We start from the raw sequence: 13,727 nt of genomic DNA, 5'->3' as shown, positions 1-13,727 counted from the left end.
GCCCCGGACTTATTCAGCGATCTCGACTTCCACCTGGACGGAGAGGCCCGGCACGATGCGCGCGGCCTGCTCGCCCAGCGCCTTGAGGCTCTCGGGGTCGAAGGTCAGCTTGACCGGCACGCGCTGGACGATCTTGGTGAAGTTGCCCGTGGCGTTGTCGGGCGGCAGCAGGGCGAAGCTCGCGCCGGAGGCCGGCGAGAAGCTGTCGACGCGGGCGAGCAGCTCGTGGCCCGGGAAGGCGTCGACCTTGACGTGGACCTTCTGGCCCACCTTCATCTTCGCCAGCTGGGTCTCCTTGAAGTTGGCGACGATCCAGGCCTCGGGCTCGACGACGGCGGCCAGTTGCTGGCCCGGCTGCACGCGCTGGCCCACCTCGACGGTGCGCTTGCCGATGCGGCCGTCCGCCGGTGCGCGCACCTCGACGTAGCCGAGCTGGTTGATCGCATCCTTGAGCTGGGCCTGGGCGGCGCTCTTCTGGGCGTTGGCCGACTGGCGGGCGCTTTCCGCCGCCGCGACGGCTTCCTTGGCCGCGTTGGCGCTGGCCTTGCGGGCGGCCAGGTCGGCGCGGGCGACGTCGCGCGCGGCAAGAGCCGCGTCCAGCTCCTGCTTGCTGGTGGCGCGCAGCTCGGCGCCGAAGAGGGCCTGGCTGCGCTTGGCATCGAGCTCCGTGCGCGCCAGCACGGCCTCCGCCTGGGCGACCTGGGAGCCTGTGGCCGCCGCCTGGGCCTTGGCCTGGGCGACCTGGGCGGCGCTGGTGGCGATGGCGGCGTCGGCCTGGGCGACCTGGGCCTTCAGCCGCTCGACCTGCACGGCCGCATCGGCCGGGTCCAGGCGCAGCAGCACGTCCCCGGCCTTGACCAGGGCGTTGTCCTGCATGTGCATCTCCGTCACGACGCCGGCGACGCGCGTGGCCACCGGGTGCAGGCGGCCCGCGACGAAGGCGTTGTCGGTCTCGACGAGATGCTGGCTGCGCCACCACATCCTGCCGCCGAGGCCGAGGCCGCCGACGAGCAGCAGGGCGCCGATGACGAGCAGCGGCACGGGCGGGCCGCTCTTCTTGCCGTTCTGGGGCGCGGGCTGCGCGGCGGGCTTGGAAGCGTTGTCTTGCGGTGCGTTCATTGTTCGAGTTCCTCGGGGATCAGGCGTTCGGGGTGTTTCTGGGGCTGAGCCGGCCCATGCCGCCGGTCTGGAAGCGCTGCAGGGCGGCGACGATCTGGCCCTCGTCGCTCATGACGAAGGGCCCATGGCGAACGACGGGCTCGCGCAGCGGCCGGCCGCTGAAGACGGCCAGGCGCGTGGCCGCCTCGGCGGCGATGCAGGCATGCCCGCCTTCCGGCAGGCTCAGCGCGCGGCCGGCGGAGAGTGGCAACTCGCCCGCCTGGCCGCCGCCCTGGACGACGAGGGCAAAGCCCTGCTCGCCCGGCTGTAGTTGCCAGTCGAATTGGGCGCCGCCATCGATGTCGACGATGGACAGGCTCGCGGCGGTGGGCAGGGCCAGTCCGGACGTGCCGCCGAAAACCTGCACGGCACGCCAGCCGGCGCCGGCGCTGTGCGGCATCTGCTCAGGCCCCAGGCGCATGACCGCGGGGCCGCGCAGCTTTTGGTCGGCCGGCAGGTTGACGAAGATCTGCAGGCCGTGGGTCTCGCGGCCCGGCGCGGCGGGATATTCGTCGTGCATGACGCCGCGGCCGGCGACGGTCCAGTGCAGGCCCCCCGGAGGGATGGCATGCTGGCCGCCCAGGGAATCGCGGCTCAGGAGACCCGCGGCCGAGTCGTCGAAAAGATAGGTCACCGCCGAGAAGCCGGCATGGGGATGGGGCGCGAACACCGGCTCGCTCATGCGGAAGTGGTCGACCATGATGAAAGGGTCGAGCAACTCCAGCGGCTCGCGCAGGCCATCGGCCTGGAAGCCGGCACCGATGCGGTGGCTTTTGGGCTGCAGAAGACGGGCGGTTGACATCGTGCGGCGGACTGTAGAGAGTTCCATTTCCTGTGAACAGCCGCAAATCTCAAACGCACCGTTCCAGAAACGAAACGAAATAAAACGAGATGAAGATCGACGACCTCCTGCTGCTGGCCCAGGTCCACAAGGCGGGTTCCCTGTCCGAGGCGTCGCGCCAGCTCAACCTTCCCAAGGCCACGCTGAGCCGGCGGCTGACAGCGCTGGAGACTTCCGTGGGCGCCCGGCTCTTCGTTCCCGGCGCCAGCCGGCTGACGCTGACGGAGCTGGGCGAACAGCTGGCCGAGCGCGCCGCCCGGCATGACGACGACATCGCCGAAACGCGCCACTGGCTGGCCTCGCGGGAGGCCACGCCCCAGGGCCGGCTGCGAGTCTCCGTGCCGGCCGAGTTCGCCATGCTGGTGCTGGCCGACAGCTTCGCCCGCTTCGTGCGGCGCTATCCCCGGGTGGAGCTGGAGGTGGACACGACGCCACGACGCGTCGACCTGTTCAACGAGCCCTATGACGTCGTGGTCCGCATGGGCCCCGTGGACGAACCCGACCTCATCGCCCGCCGCTACATGCTGCTGGAGCGCGGCCTCTACGCCAGCCCCGTCTACCTGCAGGCCCGGCCGGCGCCACAGGCCCCGGCCGACCTGGCCGACCATGACTTCGTCGTGCTGACCCAGGCCAAGGGCATGTACCGCAAGCTGCTCAACGGCAAGCAGACGGCCGAGGTCGAGATGCGCGGGCCGCTGGAGGCCAACTCCATCGGCCTGGTGCTGTCGCTGACACGGGCCGGTGGCGGCATTGCCAGCTTCCCCTTCGGCATGGTCGCCGGCGACGTCGAGGCGGGCACCCTGGTGCCGGTGCTGCCCGGATGGAGCTACGAGCCCCTGCCCGTGACGCTGCTGACAGCCAGCCGCCGGCTGATGCCGGCCAAGACGCGGGCCTTCATCGACCACCTGTTCGAGACCGTGCCCGAATGGGCGCACGTCAAGGGCGTGCTCGGGCCCGAGGCCCTGCGCTAACCGGCCAGCAAGGCGCGCAAGCCCTCTTCGTCCAGCACCGTCACGCCCAGCGTCCGGGCCTTTTCCAGCTTGCTGCCCGCTTCCTCGCCGGCGATGACGTAGTTCGTCTTCTTCGACACCGAGCCACTGACCTTGCCGCCCGCCTCCTCGATCAAGGCCTGGGCCTCGTCGCGGGACAGCGTCGGCAGGGTGCCGGTCAGCACCAGGGTCTTGCCCAGCAGCGGGCGCGGGCGGTCGTCGGCCTCGCCGTCGCTTTCCTGGGGCGCGACGCCGGCCGCGAGCAGTTGCTCCACCACCTCTCGGTTGTGCGGCTGGGCAAAGAAGGTGTGGATGCTGGCCGCGACGATGGGCCCGACGTCGGGCACCTCCAGCAGTTGCTCGACGCTGGCGTCCATCAACGCGTCGAGCTTGCCGAAGTGACGGGCCAGGTCCTTGGCCGTCGTCTCGCCGACCTGGCGGATGCCCAGCGAGAACAGGAAGCGCGCCAGCGTCGGATGCTTGCTCTTCTCCAGCGCGTCGACGATGTTCTGCGCGCTCTTCTCGGCCATGCGGTCCAGGGCCGCCAGCTTGGCCACGCCGAGCTTGTAAAGGCTCGGCAGGCTCTGCACGATGCCGGCGTCGACGAGTTGCTCGACCAGCTTGTCGCCCAGGCCCTCGATGTCCATGGCGCGGCGGCCGGCGAAGTGCAGGATGGCCTGCTTGCGCTGGGCCGGGCAGAAGACGCCGCCGGTGCAGCGGTACTCGATGCCCCGCTTCTCGCGCACCACCGCGCTGCGGCAGACCGGGCATTCGCGCGGCATGTGGAAGTTGGGGACGTAGCTCGGCCGCGAACCGGGCACGCGGCCCACCACCTCGGGGATGACGTCGCCGGCGCGGCGGATGACGACCTTGTCGCCCACGCGCACGCCCTTGCGGCGCATCTCGAAGACGTTGTGCAGCGTGGCGTTGCTGACCGTGGTGCCGCCGACGAAGACGGGCTCCAGCCGCGCCACCGGCGTGAGCTTGCCGGTGCGGCCCACCTGCACGTCGATGGCCAGCAGCGTCGTGACCTGCTCCTGGGCCGGGTATTTGTGGGCCACCGCCCAGCGCGGCTCGCGGGTCTTGAAGCCGAGCCTGGCCTGCAGCTCGCGCGAGTCGACCTTGTAGACGACGCCGTCGATGTCGAAGGGCAGGCCGTCGCGCGCGGCGGCCACGCGCTGGTGGAAGGCGACCAGCCCCGCCGGGCCTGCGGCCACTTCGCGCATGCCGTTGACGGGCACGCCGAAGGCCTCCAGGGCATCCAGCAGGCCCGACTGCGTGGCCGGCAGCTCCCAGCCCTGCACCTCGCCGATGCCATAGGCGTAGAAGCTCAACGGCTTGTCGCGCGCCTGGCGGGAGTCGAGCTGGCGGATGGCGCCGGCCGCCGTGTTGCGCGGGTTGACGAAGGTCTTCTCGCCCTTGGCGCGCTGGCGCTCGTTCAGCGCCTCGAAGGCGTCGCGGCGCATATAGACCTCGCCGCGCACCTCCAGCACCGGCGGCGCCTTGCCGCGCAGCTTCAGCGGGATCTGGCCGATGGTGCGCACGTTGTGGGTCACGTCCTCGCCGGTCTCGCCGTCACCGCGCGTGGCGGCCTGCACGAGCACGCCGTCCTCGTAGCGCAGGTTGATGGCCAGGCCGTCGAACTTCAGCTCGGCGTTGTATTCCACCGCCGGATCGGCCTCCGCCAGCCCCAGCTCGCGGCGCACGCGGGCGTCGAAGGCGATGGCGCCACCCTCGGTGGTGTCCGTCTCGGTCGTGATGGACAGCATGGGCACCACGTGCCGCACCGGCGTCAGGCCGGGCAGGACAGCGCCGATGACGCGCTGCGTCGGCGAGTCGGACGTCACCAGGTCCGGATGCGCGGCTTCCAGGGCCTGCAGCTCACGGAAGAGTTTGTCGTACTCGGCATCCGGCAGCTCGGGCGCGTCGAGCACGTAGTAGAGGTGGGCGTGGTGGTGGAGCTGGGCGCGCAACTCGGCGGCGCGCTGGGCGGGTGTCGCGGTCATGGGGGCATTGTCGCGGCCGGAGAATGCGGCGCATGACTTCCCCCCTCACCCTGCATGCCGGCCCGGCCGTCGGTTTCGACCAGCCCTTCGAGATGCTGGCCGCCTGCCATGAGCGCGTGCGCCGCAGCCTCGACCTGCTGCTGCGGTTGCAGGCCCATGTGAGCCGGCATGGCGTCGACGCCCAGGCCCGCGACGCGGCGGCCGACGTGCTGCGCTACTTCGACCTGGCCGGACCCGCCCACCACGAGGACGAGGAGCGCCACGTGCTGCCACGGCTGCGCGCCACGGGCCGCGGCGAGCTGGCCGACCGGCTGTCGGCCGACCACGCCGAGATGGGCCGGCAATGGGCGGCCCTGCGCACGGCGCTGGAGTGCATCGCCCGTGGCGACGCCGTGGATCTCGACGCGCACGCCTGCGCGGCCTATGCCGCGCTCTACGCCGGGCACATGGCCGTGGAAGAAACCCAGGCCTTTGCCCATGCCGCATCGCAGCTCGACGAGACGGCACGCGCAGCCATGGGCGCCGAGATGGCCGCACGCCGGCGCGGCTGAGCCATCTCAGTTTTGCATTGCGGGCCGAGCGCTGGGCCGCTCCCAAGCCGGCCCGCGCTGGCGAAGCTTGCGGCTCAATGCCGCAAGCATCGCCGTCCCCTCGGGGGACCGACTGGGCTCGCTCGCGTTCAGCGAAGCGAGACCGGGCGAGGGGCTTACATCAATCAGCGAAGCGCTCGCGAATGGCGCGCCGGGCCTCGTCGTCGGCCAGCAGGGCTTCGACGCAGGCGGCGTCGAGCTGGCCGCGCGCGGCCTGGTCGCGCAGTTCGGCGGCACAGCGCGCTTCCTCCCAGGACTCCTTGTAGGGGCGTGCCGAAGACAGTGCGTCGTACACGTCGGCCACGGCGACGATGCGCGCCGGCACGGCGATCTCGGCCATGCCCAGGCCCCGCGGATAGCCGCTGCCGTCGCCGCGCTCGTGATGGCCGGCCACGACCTGGCGCATGACGGCCGCGGCCATGTCGCCCTCCAGGCCAAGGTCGGCGACGATGTGCTCGACGAGTTGTTCGCCGATGGCCACGTGCTGCTGCATGAGGCGCCATTCCTCGGCGTCGAGCTTGCCCGGCTTGAGCAGGATGGCGTCAGGAATGCCGACCTTGCCGATATCGTGCAGCGGCGCGAAGAGGTGCAGGTATTCGATGGTCTCGTCGTCCAGGCCGTAGTGCTCGGCCACGCGGCGGGCGATGAGGCGCGAGTACTTCGCGATGCGTTCCAGATGCTGGCCGGTCTCCACGTCGCGGATGCGCGCAAGGCCCGTGGCGATGTCCACGGCGCCGATGAGGTGCTGCACCGCCGACAGGCGCAGCAGGTAGAGCTGGGCAATGATGTCGGCAAACGGATCGAGCACGCCGCGAACCTCGGGCGTGAAGGCTGCCGGCTCGACCGAATCGAAGAAGAGGAAGGCCGAGAGCACCTTGCCGCGGAAGATGGGCAGGGTGTAGCTGCTGCGGTAGTGGCGCGACTTGAGCCAGTCGCCGTGGGGCGTGACGGCATGGAAGCTCTCGTCGATGTCGTCGACGACGCGCGAGGCGCGCTCCTCGACGAGTTTCCCCAGCGACGGCACGCTGGCCAGCGTCGCCTCGTAGCGCTGAAGCGTGGGACCGCCCTGGTTGCTGCTGGCGAAGGTCTTGAGCAGGTCGGTGTCGGGGTCGTAGAGCGCCAGCGCGATGCGGTCGATGAAGGGATAGCGGGCCAGCAGGATGCTGTGCAGGCTCTGGATGCGCTGCCCCAGTCCCGACTTCTCGAATTCGGCGCGGTTGAGGATCCGTTCGGATAGACGCATGGCGAGGTGGCTGACGCCGTAAAAGGTCGATGTTAGGCCGCGCCCCGGCTGGCCATCTCCCGTCGACGCCGAGACGACAGGCGCCCCGGATGCTCGGCGCGGGTCGCCCTCGCCTGCTTGACGAGCATCAAGCTTGCGCGCCGGGCTGGCCGGCCTTGGCCGTGATCATGACCTGGTCGACCCGATGGCTGTCCACGTCGACCACCTCGAAGCGCCATCCCTTCCACTCGACGACGTCGGTGCGTCGCGGGATGCGGCGCAGCATCACCATCAGGAAGCCGGCCAGGGTGTCGTAGGTGCCGGCATGCGGCCATCCCTCGATGCCGAGGGCCCGCTCGACGTCCGGGATGGGCGTCACGCCGTCGGCGAGGAAGGAGCCGTCCTCGCGGCGCACGATCTGCTCCTCGTCGTGCGGCGCCACCAGGGCGCCCATCACGGTGCTCATCACGTCGTTGAGCGTCACGACGCCGACGACGAGGCTGTACTCGTTGACGATGACGGCGAAGTCCTCGTGCGCCTCGCGGAACTGCGTGAGCATCTCCGACAGCGTCAGCCGGTCGGGGACGATGAGGACCTTCTTGACGAGATCGCTGCCGCCTTCGCGCAGCGACAGGGCCTCGTCGCGCAGCACGCGCTGGAAGAGGTCCGTCGCGTCGACGTAGCCGACGACCTCGTCGATGTCGCCGTCGCAGACCAGGTAGGTGGAATGCGGCGCCGCGGCGATGCGGTTGCGGATCAGGGTGTCGTCGTCGCTGCGCGAGAAAAAGACGATGCGCTCGCGGGTGGTCATCACCGTCTCGACGGTGCGCGTGTCCAGCTCGAAGACGTTGGCGATGACCTGCTGCTCCTCGCCGGCGACGACGCCGGCCTGGTAGCCCGCCTCGGTCAGCGCCAGGATGTCGCGGTAGCTGATGGTCTCGTCACGCTTGGCCGGCAGGCCGAGCACGCGGATCAGGCCCTCGGTGATGCCGCTGAACAGCCAGGCCAGGGGCCGCAGCAGCCGGCACAGCAGCAGCATGGGGCCGACCAGGGCCATGGCCACGCGCTCGGGCTCGTTCATGGACAGCCGCTTGGGCACCAGGTCAGCCAGGACGATGAACAGGGCCGTGATGCTGGCGAAGGAGGCGGCAAAGCCCAGGGTCGCCGCCAGCTCGGGCGCCAGGGCCAGCCGCAGCAGGCTCTCGAAATGAGGCGTAAAGGCGCCCTCCCCCACGATGCCGGCCAGGATGGCGACGGTGTTGACGCCGATCTGCACGACGGTGAAGTAGTCGCCCGGGTGGGCCTGCACGCCCAGCACCCTGGCGGCACGGGCGTCGCCGGCGTCGGCGCGCTGCTGCAGGTTCAGCCGCCTCGACGCGGCCAGCGAGAGCTCGGCCATCGAGAAGAAGGCGCTGCTGAGGATGAGCAGGCCGATCAGCAGCAATGACATCGCCATCAAGCCACCGACGAAGGAACAAAGCCACAGAGACACAGAGGCACAGAGAGAACGCCACGTTCTCTGTGTCTCTGTGTCTCTGCGGCTGTGTTCATGGTTCTCAGCTGAACAGGCGCCGTGCCGCGGGGGAACCCGCCGCCAGGTCGCGGCCGGCCAGGGCTTCGTAGAGCTTCTTCAGCTCCACGTCGATGGCCGCGAAGGCATGCAGGCCGAGGGCCTGCCCGCGGTCGTCGCAGACCTCGGCTTCGAGGTCGCGGGCCAGGGCGCGGGCCGACTCCTGCCAGATGGCGAAGGGCTCCTGCTCGGCGGGCGTCTGGGGCACGTCCAGCGACAGGGTCAGCTCGCGCAGTGACTGGGCCTCGGGGTTGTCGGCGAGGGCGGCCTGGGCATCGAACTGCAGGGTCAGCACCGGCGGCGCCCCCTCCTCGGCCGAAGGCAGCACCAGCCGCCCCGGCAGGGCGCCGGCCACGAAGCCGTGGCGGGCGGCCGCTTGCTGCACGAAGCCGGGCGTCCAGGCGGCACCGCGGGCACGCAGCAGCAGGGCGAGCTGGGCGTCGTGGCTGGCCGCGAACTGGTCCAGCTCGCGGGCGCGGGCGACGACGTCCAGCATGTCGGGGAACTGCACGAAGCCGCCGATGCCGTCGGCGAAGCCCTGCACCTTCTGCACGAACTCGGAGTATTCGATCTCGTTGAGGGCGCCGCCGCGGTTGGCCATCTTGAGGCCGGCCTGGAACTCGCCGTAGCGCTGGCCGGGTGCGGGCAGCTCCCAGTCGCCCGTCTGGGCGTTCAGGCCTTCGATCTGGAAGGGCTTGGTGCCGGCGCGGCGGCTGCCGGGCTGGTGCTGCAGGGCCAGTTCGCCGGCCACCGGCTGCTCGACGGTGATGGTGGCGATGGCGTCGATGAGGGCGTCGATGCGGTTGGAGGGCCGGCGCAGCGGGCGGGCGACGGCCGGCATGGTGACGTCCAGCGAATCCGGCGCGACGACGGCAGCGGCCTCCGTGGCGGACTCGCCGCCGGCGAAGGGCGGCGCGTCGAAATGCGGCTCCTCCAGCGGCGGCAGGGCGCGCTTGGGGCCTGCCTTGCGGGCCTGCCAGGCCCCATGGGCCACGACGCCGGCCAGCACGACGCCGCCGGCCATCGCGAGAAGTTGGGTCAGGGTGACGCTCATCAGTTATCCATTTTGCATTCGCGGCATCGAAACGCGGACCGGCGCAGGGCCGCCCCAAGCCGGCCCGCAGGCGATGTGGTTGCGGCTCAATGCCGCAAGCATCGCCGTCCCCTCGGGGGACCGGCCAGGCTTGCCCGCGTCCAGCGGGGACAAGACTGGGCGAGGGGCCTACATCTCCGCCATCTCGAGGGCCTTGTCCATGTCGACGGCGACGATGCGGCTCACCCCCTGCTCCTGCATCGTCACGCCGATCAGTTGCTCGGCCATCTCCATCGCGATCTTGTTGTGCGAGATGAAGAGGAACTGGGTGCCGGCGCTCATCTGCGACACCAGCTTGGCATAACGCTCGGTGTTGGCGTCGTCCAGCGGTGCATCCACCTCGTCCAGCAGGCAGAAGGGCGCGGGGTTGAGCTGGAAGATGGCGAACACCAGGGCGATGGCCGTCAGCGCCTTCTCGCCGCCCGACAGCAGGTGGATGGTGCTGTTCTTCTTGCCCGGCGGCTGGGCCATGACCTGCACGCCGGCGTCCAGGATCTCGTCGCCCGTCATGACGAGCCGCGCCTGCCCACCGCCGAAGAGGCTGGGGAACATGCGCCCGAAATGGTCGTTGACCTGGTTGAAGGTCGAGCCGAGCAGGTCGCGCGTCTCCAGGTCGATCTTGTGGATGGCGTCTTCCAGCGTCTTGATGGCGGCGTTCAGGTCGGCGCACTGCGAGTCGAGGAAGGTCTTGCGCTCGCGGGCGGCGGTCAGTTCGTCCAGCGCGGCCAGGTTGACGGCACCGAGCGCCGCGATCTCGCGGTTGATGCGGTCGATCTCGCCCTGCAGGCCGTAGAGCTTGACGCCGCCTTCCTCGATGGACCTGGCCAGCGCCTCCTGGTCGACCTGCGCCGCCTCCAATTGCTCGCGGTACTGGGCCCCGCCGAGCTGGGCGGCCTGCTCCTCGAGCTGCAACTTGGTGATGGCCTCGCGCAACGGGTCGAGGCTGCGCTCGAAAGCCAGGCGCTGCTCGTCGGCCTTGCGCAGGCGCAGCGAGAGGTCGTCGTAGCCGGCACGCACGGCGGCGAGCTGCTGCTCGCGTTCGAGCTTGAGGGCGAGGGCGTCCTGCAGGCCGGCCTGGGCGGCGGCGTCGTTGAAGCCGTCCAGCTCGGTCTGCAGGCTGGCCGCGGAGGCCGCCACGGTGGCGATCTGCGTCTGGGCCGTCTCGATGCCGCGCTGCAGCTCGCCGCGGCGAGCCGCCAGGGTCTGCGTGGCGAAGCGGGCCTCCTGGGCACGGCGCTCCAGCACGCGCAGCTGTTCGCGGGCGTCGGCCAGCTTGCGCTCGGCGGCGATGACGCCGTCCTCCAGCTCGGCATGGCGCTGCTGGGCGTCGCCGAGCTGCATGTCCAGCTCCTCGAAGCGGGCTTCGCCGACGGCGCGGCGCTCCTGGAGCGCCTCCTGCTGGGCGGCGATCTCGGCGAGTTCGGCGTCCAGGGCCGTGCGGCGCTGCTGGCTGGCCTCGGCCTGCTGGGTGAGGCGCAGCAGCTCGACGTGGAGCTGGTGAGCGCGCGTCTGCGTCTCGCTGGCCTCGCGGCGCAGCGTCGAGAGGCGGCCGTTGGCCTCGTTGAACTGGTGTTCGAGGCGGCTCAGGCTCAACCGCGCCTCGTCGGCGATCAGGTTCTGGGCCCGCTGGGCGGTGGTCAGCTGCTCGATTTCCTGGGCCCGGGCGAGCAGGCCGGCCTGTTCGGAGTCCGGGGCATAGAAGGCGACCGAGAACTGCCCGACGGCGTGGCCCTGGGGCGTGAGGATGAGCTCGCCATGGGTCAGCCGGCCGCGTGCCGCCAGGGCCGCGTCGAGGTCGGGCGCGGTGTAGACGCCCTCCAGCCAGTCGTTGAGCAGCGCGACGAGGCCGTCGTCTTCGAGCCTGAGCAGCGCGCTGAGCTTGGGCAGGGTCTCGTGGGTGTTGGCGATGGACCCGGCGGGGGTCGAATAGAAGGCCAGCCGGGCCGGCGGCGCGTCGGCCTCGAAGGCTCTCACCGTGTCGAGCCGGCCCACGCTCAGGGCTCCCATGCGCTCGCGCAGCGCCGCCTCCAGCGCGTTCTCCCAGCCGTGCTGGATGTGCAGCCGCGTCCACAGGCCCTGCAGCCCGTCCAGGCCATGCCGGGCCAGCCACGGCTTGAGCTTGCCTTCGGTCTGCACCTTTTCCTGCAGGGCCTTCAGCGCCTCCAGGCGGGCCGTCAGTTCGGACTGCCGGGCCAGCTGGGCATTGGTGTCCTGCTGCGCATCGCGGCGCTGCTCCTCGAGCTGGGGCAGTTGCTCGGCCAGCTCCTGCATGCGGGCTTCGGCGAGGTCGCGGGCCTCGTCGGCCTCGGCGCTGCGGGCTCGCAAGGCCTCCAGGGCCTCGTGGTCGGGCGCGCCGAGGGCGCGCGACTCGGCCGTCAGGCGGTCTTCGCGCTGGCGCAGGCTGCGGGCCTGCTCGTCGAGGCTGCGACTCTCGGCGGCCAGCACCTGGATCTGCTGCTGCACCTGGGCGACGGCGGAGCGCTGTTCATTGGCGCGTGCCTGGGCGGCGCGCAGGGCGTCCTCGGCCAGGGGCAGCTGGGCCTGCTGCTCCTCGGCCTGGGCCGCGAGGATCTCGCTTTGCTCGTCGGCGCCGGCGATCTGCCCGGCGATGCCTTCGAGCTCCTCCTGCGAGGCCTCGACCCGCTCGCGCCACTGCCGGTCCTGGGCATGCAGCTCGGCCAGCCGCTGCTGGGCACGGTTGCGGCTCTCCACGACGAAGCGGATGCGCTCCTCCAGCCGGCTCACCTCCAGCTGGGCCTCGGCATAACGCCCCTGCGACGCGTGCAGTTCGTCGCCGGCGGCGTAGTGCTGCTGGCGCACCTCCTCCAGCGTGGCCTCGACGGCCCGCAGCTCGGCCAGGCGGGCTTCCAGCGCGTTGACGGCCTCGGCGTGGGCGGCCTTCACGCGGGTGGCCTCGTTGCCAGCGTCGCGGGCCTTCAGGAACCACAGCTGGTGCAGCTTGAGCGTGCCGCTGTCCTGCAGCTGGCGGTAGCTGGCCGCCACCTCGGCCTGGCGTTCGAGCTTCTCGAGGTTGGCGTTGAGCTCGCGCAGGATGTCGTCGACGCGGGTGAGGTTCTCGCGCGTGTCCTTGAGGCGGTTCTCGGTCTCGCGGCGGCGCTCCTTGTACTTGGAGACGCCCGCGGCCTCCTCCAGGAAGAGGCGCAGCTCCTCGGGCTTGCTCTCGATGATGCGCGAGATGGTGCCCTGGCCGATGATGGCGTAGGCCCGCGGCCCCAGGCCCGTGCCGAGGAAGACGTCCTGCACGTCGCGGCGGCGCACCGGCTGGTTGTTGATGAAGTAGCTGCTGGTGCCGTCGCGCGTCAGCACGCGCTTGACGGCGATCTCGGTGAACTGGTTCCAGGGGCCGCCGGCGCGGGCGGACTGGTTGTCGAACACCAGCTCCACGCTCGCGCGGCCCGCGGGCTTGCGGTTGCCCGAACCGTTGAAGATGACGTCCTGCATGGACTCGCCACGCAGCTCGCTGGCCTTGCTCTCGCCCAGCACCCAGCGCACGGCGTCCATGATGTTGGACTTGCCGCAGCCGTTGGGGCCGACCACGCCGACGAGCTGCCCGGGCAGCTGGAAGGTCGTGGGCTCGGCAAAGGATTTGAAGCCGGCCAGCTTGATCGAATTCAGCCGCATGGGTCTGGCGAGGAGTTCCTAAGCCCTTGATTTGGCTAAAGAAAAGCGCCTTTCAAGGGCGCTTCGACGGGGCCGGATGATAGCATTCGCCCCCTTGCGAGATTGCCCCCGACCATGGCCACCAAGAAGTCCCCTGCCCCCGCCGCCAAGAAGAACAAGCCCAAGATGCGCGAGGTGCCCCCGAACCCACCGTCCAAGCCCAGCAAGGACATCCTCGTCTTTCCCAACCCCAACCCGGAGCGGGACTACGTCATCCAGTTCCAGGTGCCCGAGTTCACCTGCCACTGCCCGCTGACGGGGCAGCCCGACTTCGCCCACTTCACCATCGACATGATCGCGGACGAGCTCTGCGTGGAGCTCAAGAGCCTGAAGATGTACTTCTGGAGCTACCGCAACGAGGGCGCCTTCCACGAGAAGGTCACCAACAAGATCCTCGACGACATCGTTGCCGTGACCGACCCGCGCTTCATCCGCATCACGGCCAAGTGGTACGTGCGCGGCGGCATCTACACCAACGTCGTGGCCGAGCACCGCAAGCCGGGCTGGACGCCGGCCCCCCGCGTGGAGCTGCCGGCCCACGGCTTCGAGTCGGGGATGCTGGGATGACTTCGCGTGA

General features: G+C 70.5%; 10 protein-coding genes. 3 read left to right on the top strand and 7 right to left on the bottom strand.

Features of this window, described 5'->3' with window-relative positions:
* Positions 1 to 9: 9 nt before the first annotated feature.
* Both LXT12_RS19075 and LXT12_RS19070 read right to left on the bottom strand, forming a co-directional pair.
* Positions 10 to 1,119, bottom strand: coding sequence for an HlyD family secretion protein (locus tag LXT12_RS19075; protein ID WP_233393877.1), 1,110 nt, complete (start codon positions 1,117 to 1,119; stop codon positions 10 to 12).
* A 19-nt stretch (positions 1,120 to 1,138) separates the two neighbouring features.
* Positions 1,139 to 1,960: a pirin family protein gene (locus tag LXT12_RS19070; RefSeq protein WP_233393876.1), complete on the bottom strand. Its 822-nt coding sequence runs from the start codon at positions 1,958 to 1,960 to the stop codon at positions 1,139 to 1,141.
* Positions 1,961 to 2,049: 89 nt separating this feature from the next.
* Here LXT12_RS19070 and LXT12_RS19065 point away from each other — a divergent pair, with 89 nt between their 5' ends.
* Positions 2,050 to 2,970, top strand: coding sequence for a LysR family transcriptional regulator (locus tag LXT12_RS19065; RefSeq protein WP_233393875.1), 921 nt, complete (start codon positions 2,050 to 2,052; stop codon positions 2,968 to 2,970).
* Here the strand turns inward: LXT12_RS19065 and ligA are convergent.
* On the bottom strand, positions 2,967 to 4,994 hold the full coding sequence (gene ligA, locus LXT12_RS19060; protein ID WP_233393874.1) for an NAD-dependent DNA ligase LigA: 2,028 nt from the start codon (positions 4,992 to 4,994) through the stop codon (positions 2,967 to 2,969). The genes LXT12_RS19065 and ligA overlap by 4 nt on opposite strands.
* A 32-nt stretch (positions 4,995 to 5,026) precedes the next feature.
* Here ligA and LXT12_RS19055 point away from each other — a divergent pair, with 32 nt between their 5' ends.
* Positions 5,027 to 5,545 carry a hemerythrin domain-containing protein gene (locus tag LXT12_RS19055; RefSeq protein ID WP_233393873.1) on the top strand — a complete coding sequence of 173 codons (519 nt, stop codon included), beginning with the start codon at positions 5,027 to 5,029 and terminating at the stop codon, positions 5,543 to 5,545.
* A gap of 160 nt (positions 5,546 to 5,705) precedes the next feature.
* Here the strand turns inward: LXT12_RS19055 and LXT12_RS19050 are convergent, their stop codons facing one another.
* The 4 genes from LXT12_RS19050 to smc all read right to left on the bottom strand — a co-directional run bounded on the left by LXT12_RS19050 (position 5,706) and on the right by smc (position 13,111).
* Complete coding sequence (locus LXT12_RS19050; protein WP_233393872.1) at positions 5,706 to 6,827, bottom strand: HD-GYP domain-containing protein; 1,122 nt, start codon at positions 6,825 to 6,827, stop codon at positions 5,706 to 5,708.
* A 127-nt stretch (positions 6,828 to 6,954) separates the two neighbouring features.
* Entirely contained in the window at positions 6,955 to 8,262 is a 1,308-nt protein-coding gene (gene paeA, locus LXT12_RS19045; RefSeq protein ID WP_233393871.1) for a polyamine export protein PaeA, read from the bottom strand.
* A gap of 100 nt (positions 8,263 to 8,362) precedes the next feature.
* Positions 8,363 to 9,430, bottom strand: a complete 1,068-nt coding sequence (locus LXT12_RS19040; RefSeq protein WP_233393870.1) for a cell division protein ZipA C-terminal FtsZ-binding domain-containing protein — start codon at positions 9,428 to 9,430, stop codon at positions 8,363 to 8,365.
* 168 nt (positions 9,431 to 9,598) lie between these two features.
* Entirely contained in the window at positions 9,599 to 13,111 is a 3,513-nt protein-coding gene (smc, locus tag LXT12_RS19035; protein WP_233393869.1) for a chromosome segregation protein SMC, read from the bottom strand.
* Between the two features lie 165 nt (positions 13,112 to 13,276).
* Between smc and queF the strand changes: the two genes are divergently transcribed.
* Positions 13,277 to 13,717, top strand: a complete 441-nt coding sequence (gene queF / locus LXT12_RS19030; RefSeq protein ID WP_233393930.1) for a preQ(1) synthase — start codon at positions 13,277 to 13,279, stop codon at positions 13,715 to 13,717.
* Positions 13,718 to 13,727 lie beyond the last annotated feature (10 nt).

Origin of the sequence: Pelomonas caseinilytica (genome assembly GCF_021353235.1) — a bacterium.
Classification (GTDB): Bacteria; Pseudomonadota; Gammaproteobacteria; order Burkholderiales; family Burkholderiaceae_C; genus Pelomonas; species Pelomonas caseinilytica.
The sequence above is the reverse complement of the archived record's forward strand: the minus strand, read 5'-3'. Positions and strand labels throughout refer to the sequence as shown.

What these genes read in the sequence shown, in the direction of transcription:
- LXT12_RS19055 (WP_233393873.1), top strand. Translation starts at nt 5,027, where the DNA reads ATGACTTCCCCCCTCACCCTGCATGCCGGCCCGGCCGTCGGTTTCGAC.
- LXT12_RS19070 (WP_233393876.1), bottom strand. Translation starts at nt 1,960, where the DNA reads ATGTCAACCGCCCGTCTTCTGCAGCCCAAAAGCCACCGCATCGGTGCC.
- LXT12_RS19040 (WP_233393870.1), bottom strand. Translation starts at nt 9,430, where the DNA reads ATGAGCGTCACCCTGACCCAACTTCTCGCGATGGCCGGCGGCGTCGTG.
- paeA (WP_233393871.1), bottom strand. Translation starts at nt 8,262, where the DNA reads ATGGCGATGTCATTGCTGCTGATCGGCCTGCTCATCCTCAGCAGCGCC.
- smc (WP_233393869.1), bottom strand. Translation starts at nt 13,111, where the DNA reads ATGCGGCTGAATTCGATCAAGCTGGCCGGCTTCAAATCCTTTGCCGAG.
- LXT12_RS19050 (WP_233393872.1), bottom strand. Translation starts at nt 6,827, where the DNA reads ATGCGTCTATCCGAACGGATCCTCAACCGCGCCGAATTCGAGAAGTCG.
- ligA (WP_233393874.1), bottom strand. Translation starts at nt 4,994, where the DNA reads ATGACCGCGACACCCGCCCAGCGCGCCGCCGAGTTGCGCGCCCAGCTC.
- LXT12_RS19075 (WP_233393877.1), bottom strand. Translation starts at nt 1,119, where the DNA reads ATGAACGCACCGCAAGACAACGCTTCCAAGCCCGCCGCGCAGCCCGCG.
- queF (WP_233393930.1), top strand. Translation starts at nt 13,277, where the DNA reads ATGCGCGAGGTGCCCCCGAACCCACCGTCCAAGCCCAGCAAGGACATC.
- LXT12_RS19065 (WP_233393875.1), top strand. Translation starts at nt 2,050, where the DNA reads ATGAAGATCGACGACCTCCTGCTGCTGGCCCAGGTCCACAAGGCGGGT.